A 14171-nucleotide genomic window follows, 5' to 3' on the forward strand; every position below is an offset into this window, starting at 1 on the left:
GGGGCTCAATAGATGTCGTGTTGGGTGTTGTAGACGTTGAATTTCCCGGTGGGCGTGATCAGGCGCTTGTCCTTGATCACGTTCTTGACCTTCAGCGTCTTGTCGTCGATGACCACCAGGGCCGACTCGTCTTCCTGGCCGCTCCAGACCGAGAACCAGACCTCGTCGCCGGCCTTGTTGTATTCCGGCTGCACCACGCGCAGGGCGCCTTTCTTGATGCCGGCGTACTCGGCAATCGGCAGCACGGTGTAGCCGGCGTCGAGCTTGTCGATGTTGAACACCGCCACCGACTGACTGAGCTTGGCGTCGGGGCTCAGGGTGGTGTCGACATACAGGTGGCGCGACTGCGGGTGGGTCTTGATGAACAGCGAACCGCCGCCCTGGCCCTGGAGCGAGCCGACCTGTTTCCAGGCGTATTGCGGGTGCTTGACCGGGTCGGTGCCGATCAGCGAGACGCCGGCATCGCCCAGGTGGCTGGTGGCCCAGACCGGTCCGTAGAGCGGGTGGTTGAAGTTGGCGCCGCGCCCCGGATGCGGGGTCTTGCCGACGTCCACCAGGGCGGTGAGCTTGCGTTCCTTGGAGTCGATCACCGCGACCTTGTTGGAGTTGTTCGCAGCGGTCATGAAGTAGCGATGGCTGCTGTCCCAACCGCCATCGTGGAGGAACGGCGCGGCGTCGATGCTGGTGATGGTGAGGTTCTTGATGTCCTGGTAATTGACCAGCATCACCTTGCCGGTTTCCTTGACGTTGACGATGAACTCCGGCCATTCATGGGAGGCGATGATTGCCGCGACCCGCGGTTCGGGGTGGTACTGCTGGGTGTCGACGGTCATGCCGCGGGTCGAGACGATCTGCTTGGGCTCCAGGGTCTCGCCATCCATGATGGTAAACTGCGGCGGCCAGTACGAACCGGCAATGGTGTACTTGTCCTCGTAGCCCTTGAACTTGGAGGTTTCCACCGAGCGGGCTTCGATGCCGACCTTGATTTCGGCGACCTTGGTCGGCTCCTTCGGCCACAGGTCGATCATGTCGATCTTGGCGTCGCGACCGATCACCAGCAGGTAGCGCCCCGATGCGGAGATACGCGAAATGTGCACCGCGTAGCCGGTGTCGATCAGCTTGACGATCTGCTTGCTGTCGCCGTCGACCAGGGCAATCTTGCCGTCGTCGCGCAGGGTCACCGAAAACAGGTTCTGCAGGTTCAACGAGTTGAGTTGTTTGCTCGGCCGGTCCTCGGGCTTGACCAGTACTTTCCAGGTTTTCAGGGTTTCGGCCATGCCCCATTCCGGCGGCGTAGGCGGGGTGTGCTGGATGAACTTGGCCATGACCGTGATCTGGTCTTTGGTCAGGGCGTTGGAGGTGCCCCAGTTCGGCATGCCGGCGGCCGAGCCATAAGTGATCAGCGCCTCCAGGTAGGCCTGGCCGCGCGCCTGAGTGATGTCAGGAGTCAGCGGTTTGCCGGTGGCGCCTTTGCGCAGCACCCCGTGGCAACCGGCGCAACGCTGGAAATAGATTTCCTTGGCCGCGTCGAAATCGGCCTGGCTCAGGTCCGGGGCGCCTTCGGTCTTGACCAGGCGAGGTGACTCTTGCGCGGTGGGTTGGTCGGCGACAGCGTAGGGTGCGGCCAACGCCGCACACAGCGCCGAGACCCCCATTGCTGTGATCGTCAGCGCCGACGATGTTTTGTGGCTGATCAGCATTCCATTTCTCCTCAGGCGTGACCCGTGCTGCGCTGCAACTGACCTTCGGCGCGCAGCTTCTGGGTGCGTTGCAAGGCTATGCCCAGGCCGGTGGTCAGCCGCTTGACGGCGATCAAGTTTGCCGGCCGCGGCCCTTGCCAGGTTGTCGCAGGGCCCCGTAGCGTGAGGCGCAATCGATTAATCCGAGCAGGTCGTGCCATGAACGCAATCCACCCTCTGCAACAGCCGGACGAACCCTTCTATCAAGCCCAGGACAACGAACCGACGCTGTTCGAACAGGCCTGGCGCCACGGCATGCCGGTGCTGATCAAGGGGCCGACCGGATGCGGCAAGACCCGTTTTGTCCAGCACATGGCCCACCGTCTGAAATTGCCGCTGTACACCGTGGCCTGTCACGATGACCTGAGCGCGGCCGACCTGGTGGGCCGGCATCTGATCGGCGCCCAGGGCACCTGGTGGCAGGACGGGCCGTTGACCCGTGCGGTGCGCGAGGGTGGTATCTGTTATCTGGACGAGGTGGTCGAGGCGCGCCAGGACACGGCCGTGGTGTTGCACCCGCTGGCCGATGATCGTCGGCAGCTGTACCTGGAACGCACCGGGGAAGTGCTCCAGGCGCCGCCGTCGTTCATGCTGGTGGTGTCTTACAACCCCGGTTACCAGAACCTGCTCAAAGGCATGAAGCCCAGCACCCGGCAGCGCTTCGTGGCGATGCGTTTCGATTATCCGACAGTGGACGACGAGGAACGCATCGTCGCCCGCGAAGCCAACGTCGACATGGCCCTGGCCAGCCAGGTAGTGCGACTCGGCCAGGCGCTGCGACGCCTCGATCAGCATGACCTGGAAGAGGTCGCTTCGACCCGGCTGCTGATCTTCGCCGCACGGATGATCGGCTCCGGCATGGACTCGCGCCAGGCCTGCCTCGCATGCCTGGCCGAACCGTTGAGTGACGACCCGCAGACCGTTGCTGCGCTGATGGATGTGGTCGATGTCCACTTTGGCTGAAGCCGTTACCCCATCGCGACGGCTGCCGGGTGACCTGGCGATGTGGTTTTTCATCCTCGCCGAGCTGTCGGTGTTCGCGCTGCTGATCCTGGCGTTCACCGTCGCGCAGGCGCTGGACCCACAGACGTTCAGCGAAGGCCGTCATCTGCTGGATCGCTCCACGGGCCTGGCGATGACCCTCAGCCTGCTCACCGCCGGACTGTTCGCCGCGCTGGCCCAGGAGCAGGTCAGGCAAGACCGGCCGCGTCGCGCCGCACGGTTATTGTGTGTGGCGTTGCTGCTCGCCTGCGGTTATGTGGGGATCAAACTCACGGAGTACGCCCATCTATTGGCGAACGGCCTGGGGATGGAGCACAACACATTCTTCACGTTGTACTGGATCCTCACCGCGTTTCATTTTCTCCATGTGTTGCTGGGCATGGTGATCCTCGCCTGGCTGGCCGAGGGGTGTCGGCGACGTCGCTATCGGGCGCAACGCAACAGTGGGTTGGAATCCGGCGTGCTGTATTGGCACATGGTCGATCTGGTCTGGGTGCTGCTGTTCCCGGTTGTCTACATCCTTGATTGAGCGGAGGTATGCATGTCGGCTTCCCGTGTCCTGATCGCCTGCTGGATGACGCTGGCCGTGTTGAGCACCGGCACCGTTGCCCTGGGCCAGATCGCAGCTACCGGCCTGGTGTCCATCGCCATCCTGGTGGTCGCGGTGACCAAGGCCTGGCTGATCGCCGACGGCTTCATGGAACTGCGCCACGCGCCGCGATTGTGGCGGCGGCTGGTGTTGAGCTGGGCGGTGGTGCTTGCGACCGTTATAGGGATCGTCATCTCACGCACGATCTGAATCCCGGCGCACCTTCCGTTGTGGCGAGGGAGCTTGCTCCCGCTGGGCTGCGCAGCAGCCCCCATAGCAACCACTCAATCTGCCTGATACACCGCGCCAGCAGGTTTTAGGGCCGCTTCGCAGCCCAGCGGGAGCAAGCTCCCTCGCCACAAAAGCCTGCCTGTCTTTCGGACTGTGCCGGAACAACCCACCAAAACCATCGGAGATTCTTGATCGCCATCAAGCGGTTTCGAGGGGCTCGCTTCCTAGAATGGTCACGCCAAGCAATGAGGAAGTGACCATGTCAGATACCTTCACCAAAGGCATGGCCAGGAATATTTACTTCGGGGGAAGCGTGTTCTTCTTCCTGATATTCCTGGCCTTGACCTACCACACGGAACAGACCTTTCCAGAACGCAGCAACCAGGCGCAATTGACCGAATCGGTGATCCGCGGCAAGGGCGTCTGGGAGCGTAACAACTGCATCGGCTGCCATACCCTGCTGGGCGAGGGCGCGTACTTTGCGCCGGAGCTGGGCAATGTGGTCAACCGCCGCGGCGGCGAGGAAGCGTTCAAGCCGTTCCTGCACGCCTGGATGAAAATGCAGCCGCTGGGCGTTCCCGGGCGCCGGGCCATGCCGCAGTTCAACCTCAGCGAGCAGGAGGTCGACGACATCGCCGAATTCCTCAAGTGGAGTTCGAAAATCAATACCAATGGCTGGCCGCCAAACAAGGAGGGCTGAGAGATGAGCATGGCTAATCCGCATCTGAAATTCGCCTCGCAGGCCGTTGCCAAACCCTATTTCGTGTTTGCCCTGATACTGTTCCTGGGCCAGGTCCTGTTCGGTTTGATCATGGGCCTGCAATACGTGATCGGCGATTTCCTGTTCCCGCTGATTCCTTTCAACGTGGCCCGCATGGTCCACACCAACCTGCTGATCGTCTGGCTGCTGTTCGGCTTCATGGGCGCGGCCTATTACTTGGTACCGGAGGAGGCCGATCGCGAGCTGCACAGTCCGAAACTGGCGCTGCTGCTGTTCTGGGTGTTCGCCATCGCCGGGGTGCTGACAATCCTGGGCTACCTGTCGGTGCCGTACGCGACGCTGGCGAAAGTCACCGGCAACGACCTGCTGCCGACCATGGGCCGTGAATTCCTGGAGCAGCCGACCATCACCAAAATGGGCATCGTGGTGGTGTGCCTGGGCTTTCTCTATAACATCGGCATGACCCTGCTCAAGGGGCGCAAGACCACGGTCAGCATGGTGATGATGACCGGCTTGATCGGCTTGGCGGTGTTCTTCCTGTTCTCCTTCTACAACCCGGAAAACCTCGCCCGCGATAAATACTACTGGTGGTGGGTGGTGCATCTGTGGGTCGAAGGCGTTTGGGAACTGATCATGGGGGCGATGCTCGCCTTCGTGCTGATCAAGATCACCGGGGTGGACCGGGAAGTGGTGGAGAAGTGGCTCTACGTGATCATCGCCATGGCGTTGATCACCGGCATCATCGGCACCGGTCACCACTTCTTCTGGATCGGTGCGCCCGAGGTCTGGCTGTGGGTCGGTTCGATCTTCTCGGCAATGGAGCCGCTGCCGTTCCTGGCGATGGTGATATTCGCCTTCAGCATGGTGCGCAATCGTCGCCGGCAACACCCGAACCGCGCCGCCACGCTATGGGCCAAGGGCACCACGGTGACCGCATTCTTCGGCGCCGGCGTCTGGGGGTTCCTGCATACCCTGGCACCGGTCAACTACTACACCCACGGTTCGCAACTGACCGCGGCCCACGGTCACCTGGCCTTCTACGGAGCCTATGCAATGATCGTGATGACGCTGATCAGCTACGCCATGCCTCGCTTGCGCGGCCTGGGCGAAGCGGCGGATGAACGCTCCCAGCGCCTGGAAATCTGGGGCTTCTGGTTGATGACCCTGTCGATGGTGCTGATCACTCTGTTCCTCACTGCGGCGGGTGTGGTCCAGGTCTGGTTGCAACGCTGGATGGCCGACGGCAGCGCCTTGCCGTTCATGGCGACGGTGGATCATTTGAAACCGTTGTTCTGGGCACGGCTGCTCAGCGGCGTTGGGTTCCTGGCCGGTTTGCTCTGCTACCTGCTCAGCTTCCGCCAGCGTGGCCGTGCGGCCCAGCGGGCGTCGGCGGCGGTGGTGCCTTCGTGAGTTACCACAGCGATTAAGCCGGACTCATTAGTGGCGAGGGAGCTTGCTCCCGCATGAGTGCGAAGCGCTCACAAAAATGGGCTGCTGCGCAGCCCAGCGGGAGCAAGCTCCCTCGCCACCATGGGTTCGGTTTGGGAGGAGGAAAGCATGGCATTCACCCTGGAGCTGGAAGAATGGGTCGGCAGTGTCTGGCACCGTTTCATTACCCGCCGCGCCAGCACGGATTTTCCCGAGGCGCGGGTCGAGCTGATGGATCGGCAACGCGCCTTGCGAGTGTTGCTGCGGGCCACGGGCGGGGCTCGTCACCTGGGGGTGGAAGCCGTCAGCGACCGCGATGTGTTGCTGCGCCGCAACCTGTTGCGGCAGATCGCCGGCACTTGCAAACAGATGCCCCTGGCCTGGTGCGATGGTGACAACCTGCGCTTGCCAGCGAGCCTGGCGGTGCTTCCCGATACCCGGCTGAACGAGGAACTGTATCGCTGGCTCGCCTTGTTGGCCGCGCAGTCCGGGCCGATGCAACATTGGGCGCGTGACAACCAGCGTTGGACCCTGGCGGTGTTGCAACGCTATCCGGCAATGCGTGCGCGCTATCGGCGCCTGGTGGAGGCGCATCTGGCCTTGCGCCCCGACCCGGCCAGTCTTAACCCGGCCGAAGCGGCCCTGGAGCGCGCGCTGTGCCAGGCGTTGCGCGAACCGGGCAGCGTCGAGCAGTTTCCGCGCAGCGAACGGGCGGCCTGGCCGCTGCCGTTGTGGCTGTATCCTGCGCAACACCTGGCCGATCCCCAGGCCGCCGACCTGGAGGAATCCGAGCAATACCTGGCGACCCCGGCAGGTGAGCAGAAGGGCGGTCGCAAGCGCGCCGAGCGGATCGACGAAACCACCCGCGACGGCGGCTTGCTGATCGTGCGCCTGGAAAACCTGTTCAGCTGGACCGAGCACGTTGACCTGGATCGCTGGGCCGATGACAGCGAAGATCCGGACGCCGCCCGCGTTGCCGAAGACCTCGACCAGTTGAGCCTGTCGCGGACCCGCTTGCGCAAAGGGGGTGGCTTGAAGCTGCATCTGGACTTGCCACCGGCCGACGTGGATGACATCCCCCTGGGCGAGGGCGTTCTGTTGCCGGAATGGGACTACCGCAAACAGCGCCTGCAGGAGGACTACGTCAGCCTGCAGACCTTTATTCCCCGTGACTGCGAACCCCAGCCGCTGCCGGTACGCCTGCGTCCTGCGGCGCAACGCTTGCGCCGCCAGTTCGAGCACTTGCGCAACGACCGCCAATGGCTGCGCCAGCAGACCCAGGGGGCGGAGCTGGACCTGCAAGCCTGGCTGGATTTCCACGTCGAGCGCCAGCACGGCCCATGCAGCGAACGCGGCCTGTTCCTCGAACAACGCCAGACCCGCCGCGACCTGGCCTGCCTGTTGCTGGCGGATCTGTCGATGTCCACCGACGCCCACCTCAACGACGAGCATCGGGTGATCGAAGTGATCCGCGACAGTCTGTTGCTGTTCGGTGAGACCCTCTCGGTGCTGGGGGACGATTTCGCCTTGTACGGGTTCTCCTCGTTGCGCCGCCAACAGGTGCGGCTGCATGAACTCAAGACGTTCAACCAACGCTACGACGACCACACCCGTGGCCGGATCCAGGGTCTCAAACCCGGTTATTACACGCGCATGGGTGCAGCGATCCGCCACGCTACACAACGGCTGGCGGGCTGCAAACGGCGGCGCAAACTGTTGCTGTTGCTCAGCGACGGCAAACCCAATGACCTGGATCTCTACGAGGGACGCTACGGCGTGGAAGACACCCGCCAGGCGGTGCTCGAAGCGCGGCGCCAGGGGCTGACGCCGTTCTGCATCACCATTGACCGTGAGGCGGGGGACTATCTGCCGTACATGTTCGGCGCCAATGGCTACACCTTGATTCGCCAGCCTGCGCAACTGCCGCTGCGCCTTGTGCAGTTGTACCGGCAATTGACCCAGGATTGAGCGTTCAGCCGATGTCGCGGGGCAGCCAGAAGAACATGACGATGCAGAACAGCGTCAAGCCGACACAGAACCAGGTGAACCGCCGCAATCGCCGTTCGCCGGCCAGTTTCGCTTCGGTCGGCAAGGGCATGCCGCACTGGCGGCATTCGCTTTCATCGGCGTGATAGGCCCGTTGGCAGTACAGGCAGGTGGGTTGCGGGCTCATTCGAACTGCTCCAGGCGCAGGCGGTCGAGGATTGCGATCTGCCGACCGTCCTGGGTGATGATCTTTTCGTCGATCAGGCGCCGGATGATCCGCGAGAAGGTTTCCGGCTGGATCGACAGGTGCCCGGCGATCAGCTGCTTGGCCATCGGCAGTTCGAACTGGCTGTCGACAGTTTGCAGGCGCACCAGCTGCGTGAGCAGGTAGCGCACCACACGGTGGGTGGCGTTCTTCAGTGACAGCGTCTCGATCTCGTTGACCCGCTGGTGCAGGCGCACGCAGAGCTTGCCGAGCAGGGCAAAGGTCAGCCGGCTGTTGCTTTGCAACAGGCGCATGTAGGTGGCGTTGGACAGCCGGTACAACTGGGTCGGTCCGACCGCTTCGGCAGAGGCGACGTAGTTGGGGGTGTCCATCAGCATCATGGCTTCGGCGAAGGTCTGGCGCTCGCCGATCACCTCGAAGACCTTTTCCTGGCCGTCCGGGGTCAAGCGATAGATCTTCACTGCGCCGGCGATCACGAAATAAAACGCCTGGGCCGGCTCGCCCTGGAGAAACAGCGGCTCGCCCCTGTCGACGTTCAACAGTTGGCTGGTGCTCATCAATTCGTCGAGTTGTTCCTCGTTCAACGGCTCGAACAGGTGATGGCTGCGCAGAATCTGGTGATGGATGCGGTGGAGCACCATGGGATGGAATCCTTTTTAAGACGGGAAATGGATCGGATCAGATCAGGCTCAGGGACAGGCCGCTGGCGAGTGCCAGGATGCAGGACAGCACGACGAACCAGGTCAAAGGCAGAGCGATGTACTTCATGGAGGGGGCCCGGATAGACAGTCTATGAGCTGGCTGAGCAAGAGCCGGGCCAGGCGCTGGGGGGCAGGTATTCAGCAAGGTTCGGGAGGTAGAGGGTGAAAATGACCCAAATGCGACAGGGTTAAAAGAACCCTGATAGGGTTCTAAGTACCCTGAGGGTCCCTGTGGGAGCGAGCTTGCTCGCGATTGCGGCAGGGCAGGTTGCATCGATGCTACATGTGCGACCGCCATCGCGAGCAAGCTCGCTCCCACAGGGGGCATATTCATATGTGCCTTGGCATGATCGCGAGGCAATTGCGGCAAGCCCCTTGCAAAGGACACTTTGAGGTAGTCGATCATCCGCAAGCGAGCTTGATCTGAGACAAGCTCCCTCGGGCATCGATAGCCGATCATTCGAACCCTGTTCGTTGACCCTCGTCAGTGGCCCCGCGACTCGATGAGGTTAAGGAGTGAAGTATGCAAGTGCTCGACCGTCGCAAGGCCATGGCCATTTTGCCGCTGTGGCGCCTCGCGTTCCGGCCGTTCTTCCTGGCCGGCTGCGTGTTGGCGCTGTTGGCCGTCCCGCTGTGGCTGGCGGCGTTCAGCGGACGGTTGTCCGGGTGGCAGCCGGCCGGTGGCTGGCTGGCCTGGCACCGTCATGAGCTGTTGTTCGGGTTTGGCCTGGCAATCATCGCAGGGTTCCTGCTGACGGCGGTGCAGACCTGGACCGGGACCCCAGGCCTCAGCGGCAAGCGGCTGGCAGCGCTGACGGTGCTATGGCTGGGGGCTCGGCTGGCCTGGCTGATTGATGCGCCCTGGCCATTGTTGGCATTGCTGGAGCTGGGTTTTGCCCTGGCTGTGGCGGCGCTGATGGGCTTGACCTTGTGGCGCGTGCGGCAGAAGCGCAATTACCCGATCGTCCTGGTATTGCTACTGTTGGCCGCGGCCGACGGCTTGTCGGTCTATGGCCTGGTGCAGCGTAACGAGGGCATCGAGCGGCAAAGCGTGCTCACCGGCCTATGGCTGGTGGCGGCGATGATGGGGTTGATCGGTGGGCGGGTGATCCCGTTCTTCACCCAGCGCGGTCTTGGCCGGGTGCAAGGCGTCGCGGCCTGGCCGTGGCTCGATCGCCTGTTATTGCTGGGATCGGCGCTGGTGGCGCTGTTGTATGCGTTCGGCGTGGCGCTGACGCCCCATATCGCTTGCGGCCTGCTGTTCGCTGCACTGGCGGTGGGCCACGGGATTCGCCTGGTGCGTTGGCATGATCGGGACCTATGGCGAGTGCCGCTGCTGTGGTCGCTGCACCTGGCCTACGCCTGGCTGGCACTGGCCTGCCTGGGCATGGCGCTATGGCATTTCGGCGTGCCGGTGAACCCGAGCCTGGCGGTCCACAGCCTGACCATCGGCGCCATGGCCGGGCTGATCCTGGCGATGATTGCCCGTGTCAGCCTGGGTCATACCGGACGTCCCCTGGAGCCGCCAGCAGGTATGACGTTGGCGTTTATCCTGTTGAACCTGGCGTGCTTGAGTCGCGTGCTGCTGGTGCTGGTGTTCTCGTTGGCCGGACTATGGCTGGCGGGGGTGTGCTGGACGCTGGCGTTCGGGCTCTATGCCTGGCGGTACGGGCCGATGCTGTTGCAGGCTCGGGTGGATGGGCATCCGGGATGAAACGACTGAGCGCAGGTAATCGATAATGTATGGGCTCTTGCTGGTCACCCACTTGTTGGCGGCGATTGCCTTCATCGGCACGCTGTTTTTCGAAGTCTTTATCTGGCATACCGCCCGCAGGCCACTGGCCGTAGAGGCCAGGGACGCTGCCGACCAGGCCATCGGCAAGCGCTCGCGGCAGGTGCTGCACGGCGTCGTGCTGTTGTTGTACGGCGCCGGCATTGGCCTGGCCTGGCAGCATCGTGGCGCCTTGAGCCAACCGCTCGATAGCAGTTTCGGCCTGCTGCTGAGCCTGAAGATCCTGCTGGCGTTGAGCATCATCGGACACTATTTATGGCTGGCGCACTGGCTGCGCAAAGGCCGCCTGAGCCCGGGACGAGCCAGCTGGATACGGCGCAGCATTCTCGGGCATATGCTGCTGATTGTGCTGTTGGCGAAGGGGATGTTCTATTGGCAATTCCAAGTGTGAACAAACACCACTGAACCTGTGGGAGCGAGCCTGCTCGCGATAGCGGTATGCCAGTCACCACCGATGCTGGCTGATCCTCCGCTATCGCGAGCAGGCTCGCTCCCACAAGGGGAATTGTGGTGTTTGATGATCAGCGATCAGGCCTCATCGCATTGACGAACAACACATTGTTTTCCAGATGAATGTGCTGCATCAGGTCGTCACGAAACTCCACCAGCCCGCGGTACAAGGCGCGCCAGGTGTTGCACGCGTCGGCGGGTGGGGTGATGTGGTCGGTCAGGGCGAGCAGGGTTTCCAGGGCTTCACCGTGCTGGTCGTGTTCATAGCGCAGGACCTGGATCGGCGCCGAGGCGCGTTCGCCCAGGCCGTGTTGGAGCATCGGGAACAGCACCTGCTCCTCCTTGAGCATGTGGCCTTCGAGTTCCTGGTACATGTCTTCCAGGTGGTCGGCCAGGCCGTTCGGGCAACTGGCCCGTGCGCCGTGCACTTGCTCGACGCGGCGGGCCAGACGGATCAGCTCCGGCAGTTGCTCGCGGTGCCGGGCGTGGTAACGCTCCAGGATATGAGCGATCAGCAGTGCCTGGGGCTCGTCGCGCCAGTCGTGTCCCGGCTCGCCGGCGGCTTGCAGAGTGCTGAGGGCGTCGGCGATCAGCAGTGGATTGAGGCCTTTGCCGAGGGCCGCTTCGCGCAGGGATTTTTGCCCGCCGCAACAGAAGTCGAGGTTGTAATGATGGAAGGTACGGGTCGCACCGGGGATGTCGCAGGCCAGTTGGCCGAGGCTTTGGTCCAGCAAGTCGAGGCTCATCGTGTTTCCTTGGGTTGGATCCCGGGAGGGACGGATACCCAGGCGTTGCAGTCGCCATGCCATCTGTAAGTTGTTGATTAATCGCTGGTAATTTTTTCGCGGGGTGATTGTCACCCTGTGGCAGAGGGGTCAAACGTACCCCGGAGGGTAACCACTACCATGCTGCGTGAAAGCCTGGCCGCCGACCTGATTGTCGAGCTGCCCAATGCGGTGCGATTGCAGCGCCTGGTGCAGACCCTGCGCGAATACTTCAATAGCGGTGCCGTGGGCCTGTTGCGCCTGGACGAAGACAGCCTGCGGCCCGTGGCGACCGTCGGGCTGGTTCACGAGGCACTGGGCCGGCGCTTCGTGATTGCCCAGCATCCGCGTCTGGCGGCGATCATGGCGTCCCGCGAGCCGACCTGGTTCGAGCCCGACAGCCGTTTGCCGGATCCTTATGACGGCTTGCTCGACCCTCATGTCGGCGAGCCGCTGCCGGTGCACGACTGCATGGGCGTGAGTCTGTACGTGGAAGGCCGGCTCTGGGGCGCGATTACCCTGGACGCCTTGCACGCCGGTACGTTCGACAGCCGTGCCCGTGAAGAACTCAAGCGCTGCACGTTGCAGATCGAGGCAGCAGTGCGGGTGACCCGGCTGGAGCAGGAAAACCGTAGCCTGCGCGCCTCGCGCAGCGATGCGCCAGACCTGCGCCTGCCGAGCGAGGAGGGCGAGATCCTCGGTCGCAGCGAAGGCTTGCAGCAGTTGCTCAACGAATTGGATGTACTGGCCGACTCCGAGTTACCGGTCCTGTTACTGGGGGAAACCGGAGTGGGCAAGGAGTTGTTCGCCCGGCGCTTGCATCGTTTGTCCCGGCGCTGCCGCAAGCCGCTGGTCCAGGTCAATTGCGCGGCGTTGCCGGAGTCCTTGGCCGAGAGCGAATTGTTCGGTCACGTCAAAGGCGCGTTTTCCGGGGCGACCACCGACCGCGCCGGGCGTTTCGACGCGGCCAATGGCGGCACGCTGTTTCTCGATGAGGTGGGCGAGCTGCCGTTGAGCGTGCAGGCCAAGCTGCTGCGCACCTTGCAGAACGGCGAGATCCAGCGCCTGGGCGCAGACAAGCCGCTGCACGTCGATGTGCGAATCATCGCCGCCACCAACCGGCACCTGCCGGACAGTATTCGCGACGGGCTGTTCCGTGCCGATCTGTATCACCGGCTGTCGGTCTATCCGGTGCCGATCCCACCGCTGCGCGAGCGTGGTCACGATGTGCTGATGCTGGCCGGGCACTTCCTCGAACTGAACCGTACCCGCCTGGGCTTGCGCGGGTTGCGCCTGTCACCGGCTGCCGAGCAGGCGCTGCTGGACTACAGCTGGCCGGGCAACGTGCGCGAGCTGGAGCATGTGATCAGCCGCGCGGCGCTCAAGCAACTGAGCCGCGGCGCCAGTCGCAGCCTGATCATGACCCTGGAGCCGCAAGTGCTGGATCTGGATGTCGCTGCATCCCCGGCGCACGCGGTGCCCGAGTCGTCCATGGAGATCGTTGACGAGCCAGTCCGGTCCTTGAGTGAAACGGTCGACAATTGCCAGCGCCAGGCGATCTTCAAGGCCCTGGAGCGCTGCGCTCGGAACTGGGCGGGGGCGGCGCGGTTGTTGGAGGTGGATCCGAGCAATCTGCATAAACTGGCGCGGCGGTTGGGGCTTAAGTAGGGCTTTGAATCGAGTCGGCTTCATCGCGAGCAAGCTCGCTCCCACAGGTATCGTGAGCGCCGCAGATCCCTTGTGGGAGCGAGCCTGCTCGCGATGGTGTCGGCACAGCCCATCGACAACCCCGCATTGACAACGATCAAGGCCACCCCTCATCCCACACTCCACACTGGGCCGAACCCCCTGTGGAGATACTGCTATGCCGCTGTCCCTGGCCAACATGCGTCGCCAGTACACCCTCGACGGCCTCAACGAAGCCCAGGCGCCGGACGATCCGCTGGTTCTGTTCGAGCGCTGGATGCAACAGGCCCGCGACACCGAAAGCCCGCCGATAGAAGCCAACAGCATGCACCTGGCGACCGTGGACGCCGCGGGCCGGCCCCATTGTCGGGTGCTGTTGCTCAAGGGGTTCGACCACGACGGCTTCGTGTTCTTCGGCAATTACGACAGCGCCAAGGGGCAGGACCTGGCGGCCAATCCCTGGGCGGCCATGACGTTTTTCTGGCCAGGGCTGGAGCGGCAGGTGCGTGTCGAAGGAACGGTCCAGAGGTTGGATCCGACGTTGTCGGATGCCTATTTCGAATCCAGGCCCCTGGCCAGTCGCATCGGTGCCTGGGCCTCGCCGCAAAGTCATGGGCTAAAGGACCGGGCAGCGCTCGAAGCCTTGCTGGCCCAGGCCCGACAGCGGTTTGCCGGGCAACCGCTGCGGCGCCCCGAGCATTGGGGCGGTTATTGCCTGCGGCCTGAGCGCCTGGAGTTCTGGCAGGGCCGTGCCGACCGGCTGCATGACCGTCTCGACTATCGCCTGCGCGACGCAGCATGGCAGCGCAGCCGCCTGGCGCCTTGAGCGCCGGGGGAGGTACCTCGAAGGAGGAAT

The 14171-nt window shown here is 63.4% G+C and carries 14 protein-coding genes; 10 read left to right on the plus strand and 4 right to left on the minus strand.

Annotation, left to right across the window (positions count from 1 at the left end; translation table 11 throughout):
• Window positions 1–5: 5 nt before the first annotated feature.
• On the minus strand, window positions 6–1700 hold the full coding sequence (locus ACLEJR_RS21545) for a cytochrome D1 domain-containing protein (RefSeq protein ID WP_440816348.1): 1695 nt from the start codon (window positions 1698–1700) through the stop codon (window positions 6–8).
• A gap of 198 nt (window positions 1701–1898) precedes the next feature.
• Here ACLEJR_RS21545 and ACLEJR_RS21550 point away from each other — a divergent pair, with 198 nt between their 5' ends.
• The 6 genes from ACLEJR_RS21550 (at window position 1899) to ACLEJR_RS21575 (ending at window position 7678) form a co-directional block, all read left to right on the plus strand.
• Window positions 1899–2702: a CbbQ/NirQ/NorQ/GpvN family protein gene (locus ACLEJR_RS21550; RefSeq protein WP_440816351.1), complete on the plus strand. Its 804-nt coding sequence runs from the start codon at window positions 1899–1901 to the stop codon at window positions 2700–2702.
• Window positions 2686–3270 carry a cytochrome c oxidase subunit 3 gene (locus ACLEJR_RS21555; protein WP_440816354.1) on the plus strand — a complete coding sequence of 195 codons (585 nt, stop codon included), beginning with the start codon at window positions 2686–2688 and terminating at the stop codon, window positions 3268–3270. The genes ACLEJR_RS21550 and ACLEJR_RS21555 overlap by 17 nt, the downstream gene beginning before the upstream one ends.
• 12 nt (window positions 3271–3282) lie before the next feature.
• Window positions 3283–3540: a cytochrome C oxidase subunit IV family protein gene (locus ACLEJR_RS21560; RefSeq protein WP_440793183.1), complete on the plus strand. Its 258-nt coding sequence runs from the start codon at window positions 3283–3285 to the stop codon at window positions 3538–3540.
• Between the two features lie 280 nt (window positions 3541–3820).
• On the plus strand, window positions 3821–4261 hold the full coding sequence (locus ACLEJR_RS21565) for a c-type cytochrome (protein WP_245138113.1): 441 nt from the start codon (window positions 3821–3823) through the stop codon (window positions 4259–4261).
• 3 nt (window positions 4262–4264) lie between these two features.
• Window positions 4265–5692: a cbb3-type cytochrome c oxidase subunit I gene (locus ACLEJR_RS21570; protein ID WP_440816357.1), complete on the plus strand. Its 1428-nt coding sequence runs from the start codon at window positions 4265–4267 to the stop codon at window positions 5690–5692.
• A 147-nt stretch (window positions 5693–5839) separates the two neighbouring features.
• Complete coding sequence (locus ACLEJR_RS21575; protein WP_440816360.1) at window positions 5840–7678, plus strand: nitric oxide reductase activation protein NorD; 1839 nt, start codon at window positions 5840–5842, stop codon at window positions 7676–7678.
• Between the two features lie 4 nt (window positions 7679–7682).
• On the opposite strand, the gene ACLEJR_RS21580 is transcribed toward ACLEJR_RS21575, so the two are convergent.
• Together ACLEJR_RS21580 and ACLEJR_RS21585 are read right to left on the minus strand one after the other, a co-directional pair.
• On the minus strand, window positions 7683–7883 hold the full coding sequence (locus ACLEJR_RS21580; protein WP_440793176.1) for a protein DnrP: 201 nt from the start codon (window positions 7881–7883) through the stop codon (window positions 7683–7685).
• Window positions 7880–8563: a Crp/Fnr family transcriptional regulator gene (locus tag ACLEJR_RS21585; RefSeq protein ID WP_440793174.1), complete on the minus strand. Its 684-nt coding sequence runs from the start codon at window positions 8561–8563 to the stop codon at window positions 7880–7882. Before ACLEJR_RS21585 ends, ACLEJR_RS21580 begins: the two co-directional genes overlap by 4 nt.
• Window positions 8564–9146: 583 nt before the next feature.
• Here ACLEJR_RS21585 and ACLEJR_RS21590 point away from each other — a divergent pair.
• Window positions 9147–10337: an NnrS family protein gene (locus tag ACLEJR_RS21590; protein WP_440816363.1), complete on the plus strand. Its 1191-nt coding sequence runs from the start codon at window positions 9147–9149 to the stop codon at window positions 10335–10337.
• 25 nt (window positions 10338–10362) lie between these two features.
• The gene (locus tag ACLEJR_RS21595; RefSeq protein ID WP_440816366.1) at window positions 10363–10806 is read left to right on the plus strand and encodes a hypothetical protein; all 444 of its coding nucleotides are present in this window, start codon (window positions 10363–10365) and stop codon (window positions 10804–10806) included.
• Between the two features lie 130 nt (window positions 10807–10936).
• On the opposite strand, the gene ytfE is transcribed toward ACLEJR_RS21595, so the two are convergent.
• Window positions 10937–11611: an iron-sulfur cluster repair protein YtfE gene (gene ytfE, locus ACLEJR_RS21600; protein WP_440793168.1), complete on the minus strand. Its 675-nt coding sequence runs from the start codon at window positions 11609–11611 to the stop codon at window positions 10937–10939.
• 159 nt (window positions 11612–11770) lie between these two features.
• Between ytfE and norR the strand changes: the two genes are divergently transcribed.
• Together norR and pdxH are read left to right on the plus strand one after the other, a co-directional pair.
• Window positions 11771–13297, plus strand: coding sequence for a nitric oxide reductase transcriptional regulator NorR (gene norR, locus ACLEJR_RS21605; protein WP_440816369.1), 1527 nt, complete (start codon window positions 11771–11773; stop codon window positions 13295–13297).
• Between the two features lie 196 nt (window positions 13298–13493).
• Window positions 13494–14141, plus strand: coding sequence for a pyridoxamine 5'-phosphate oxidase (gene pdxH / locus ACLEJR_RS21610; RefSeq protein WP_440793164.1), 648 nt, complete (start codon window positions 13494–13496; stop codon window positions 14139–14141).
• The last annotated feature ends 30 nt before the right edge of the window (window positions 14142–14171 follow it).

Source organism: Pseudomonas sp. SMN5 (assembly GCF_052041925.1).
GTDB lineage: Bacteria > Pseudomonadota > Gammaproteobacteria > Pseudomonadales > Pseudomonadaceae > Aquipseudomonas.

Coding starts and splice junctions, on each gene's coding strand:
- ACLEJR_RS21550 (WP_440816351.1), top strand. CDS start 1,899: ATGAACGCAATCCACCCTCTGCAACAGCCGGACGAACCCTTCTATCAA.
- ACLEJR_RS21565 (WP_245138113.1), top strand. CDS start 3,821: ATGTCAGATACCTTCACCAAAGGCATGGCCAGGAATATTTACTTCGGG.
- ACLEJR_RS21560 (WP_440793183.1), top strand. CDS start 3,283: ATGTCGGCTTCCCGTGTCCTGATCGCCTGCTGGATGACGCTGGCCGTG.
- ACLEJR_RS21580 (WP_440793176.1), bottom strand. CDS start 7,883: ATGAGCCCGCAACCCACCTGCCTGTACTGCCAACGGGCCTATCACGCC.
- ACLEJR_RS21590 (WP_440816363.1), top strand. CDS start 9,147: ATGCAAGTGCTCGACCGTCGCAAGGCCATGGCCATTTTGCCGCTGTGG.
- ACLEJR_RS21595 (WP_440816366.1), top strand. CDS start 10,363: ATGTATGGGCTCTTGCTGGTCACCCACTTGTTGGCGGCGATTGCCTTC.
- pdxH (WP_440793164.1), top strand. CDS start 13,494: ATGCCGCTGTCCCTGGCCAACATGCGTCGCCAGTACACCCTCGACGGC.
- ACLEJR_RS21555 (WP_440816354.1), top strand. CDS start 2,686: ATGTCCACTTTGGCTGAAGCCGTTACCCCATCGCGACGGCTGCCGGGT.
- ACLEJR_RS21545 (WP_440816348.1), bottom strand. CDS start 1,700: ATGCTGATCAGCCACAAAACATCGTCGGCGCTGACGATCACAGCAATG.
- norR (WP_440816369.1), top strand. CDS start 11,771: ATGCTGCGTGAAAGCCTGGCCGCCGACCTGATTGTCGAGCTGCCCAAT.
- ACLEJR_RS21575 (WP_440816360.1), top strand. CDS start 5,840: ATGGCATTCACCCTGGAGCTGGAAGAATGGGTCGGCAGTGTCTGGCAC.
- ACLEJR_RS21585 (WP_440793174.1), bottom strand. CDS start 8,563: ATGGTGCTCCACCGCATCCATCACCAGATTCTGCGCAGCCATCACCTG.
- ytfE (WP_440793168.1), bottom strand. CDS start 11,611: ATGAGCCTCGACTTGCTGGACCAAAGCCTCGGCCAACTGGCCTGCGAC.
- ACLEJR_RS21570 (WP_440816357.1), top strand. CDS start 4,265: ATGAGCATGGCTAATCCGCATCTGAAATTCGCCTCGCAGGCCGTTGCC.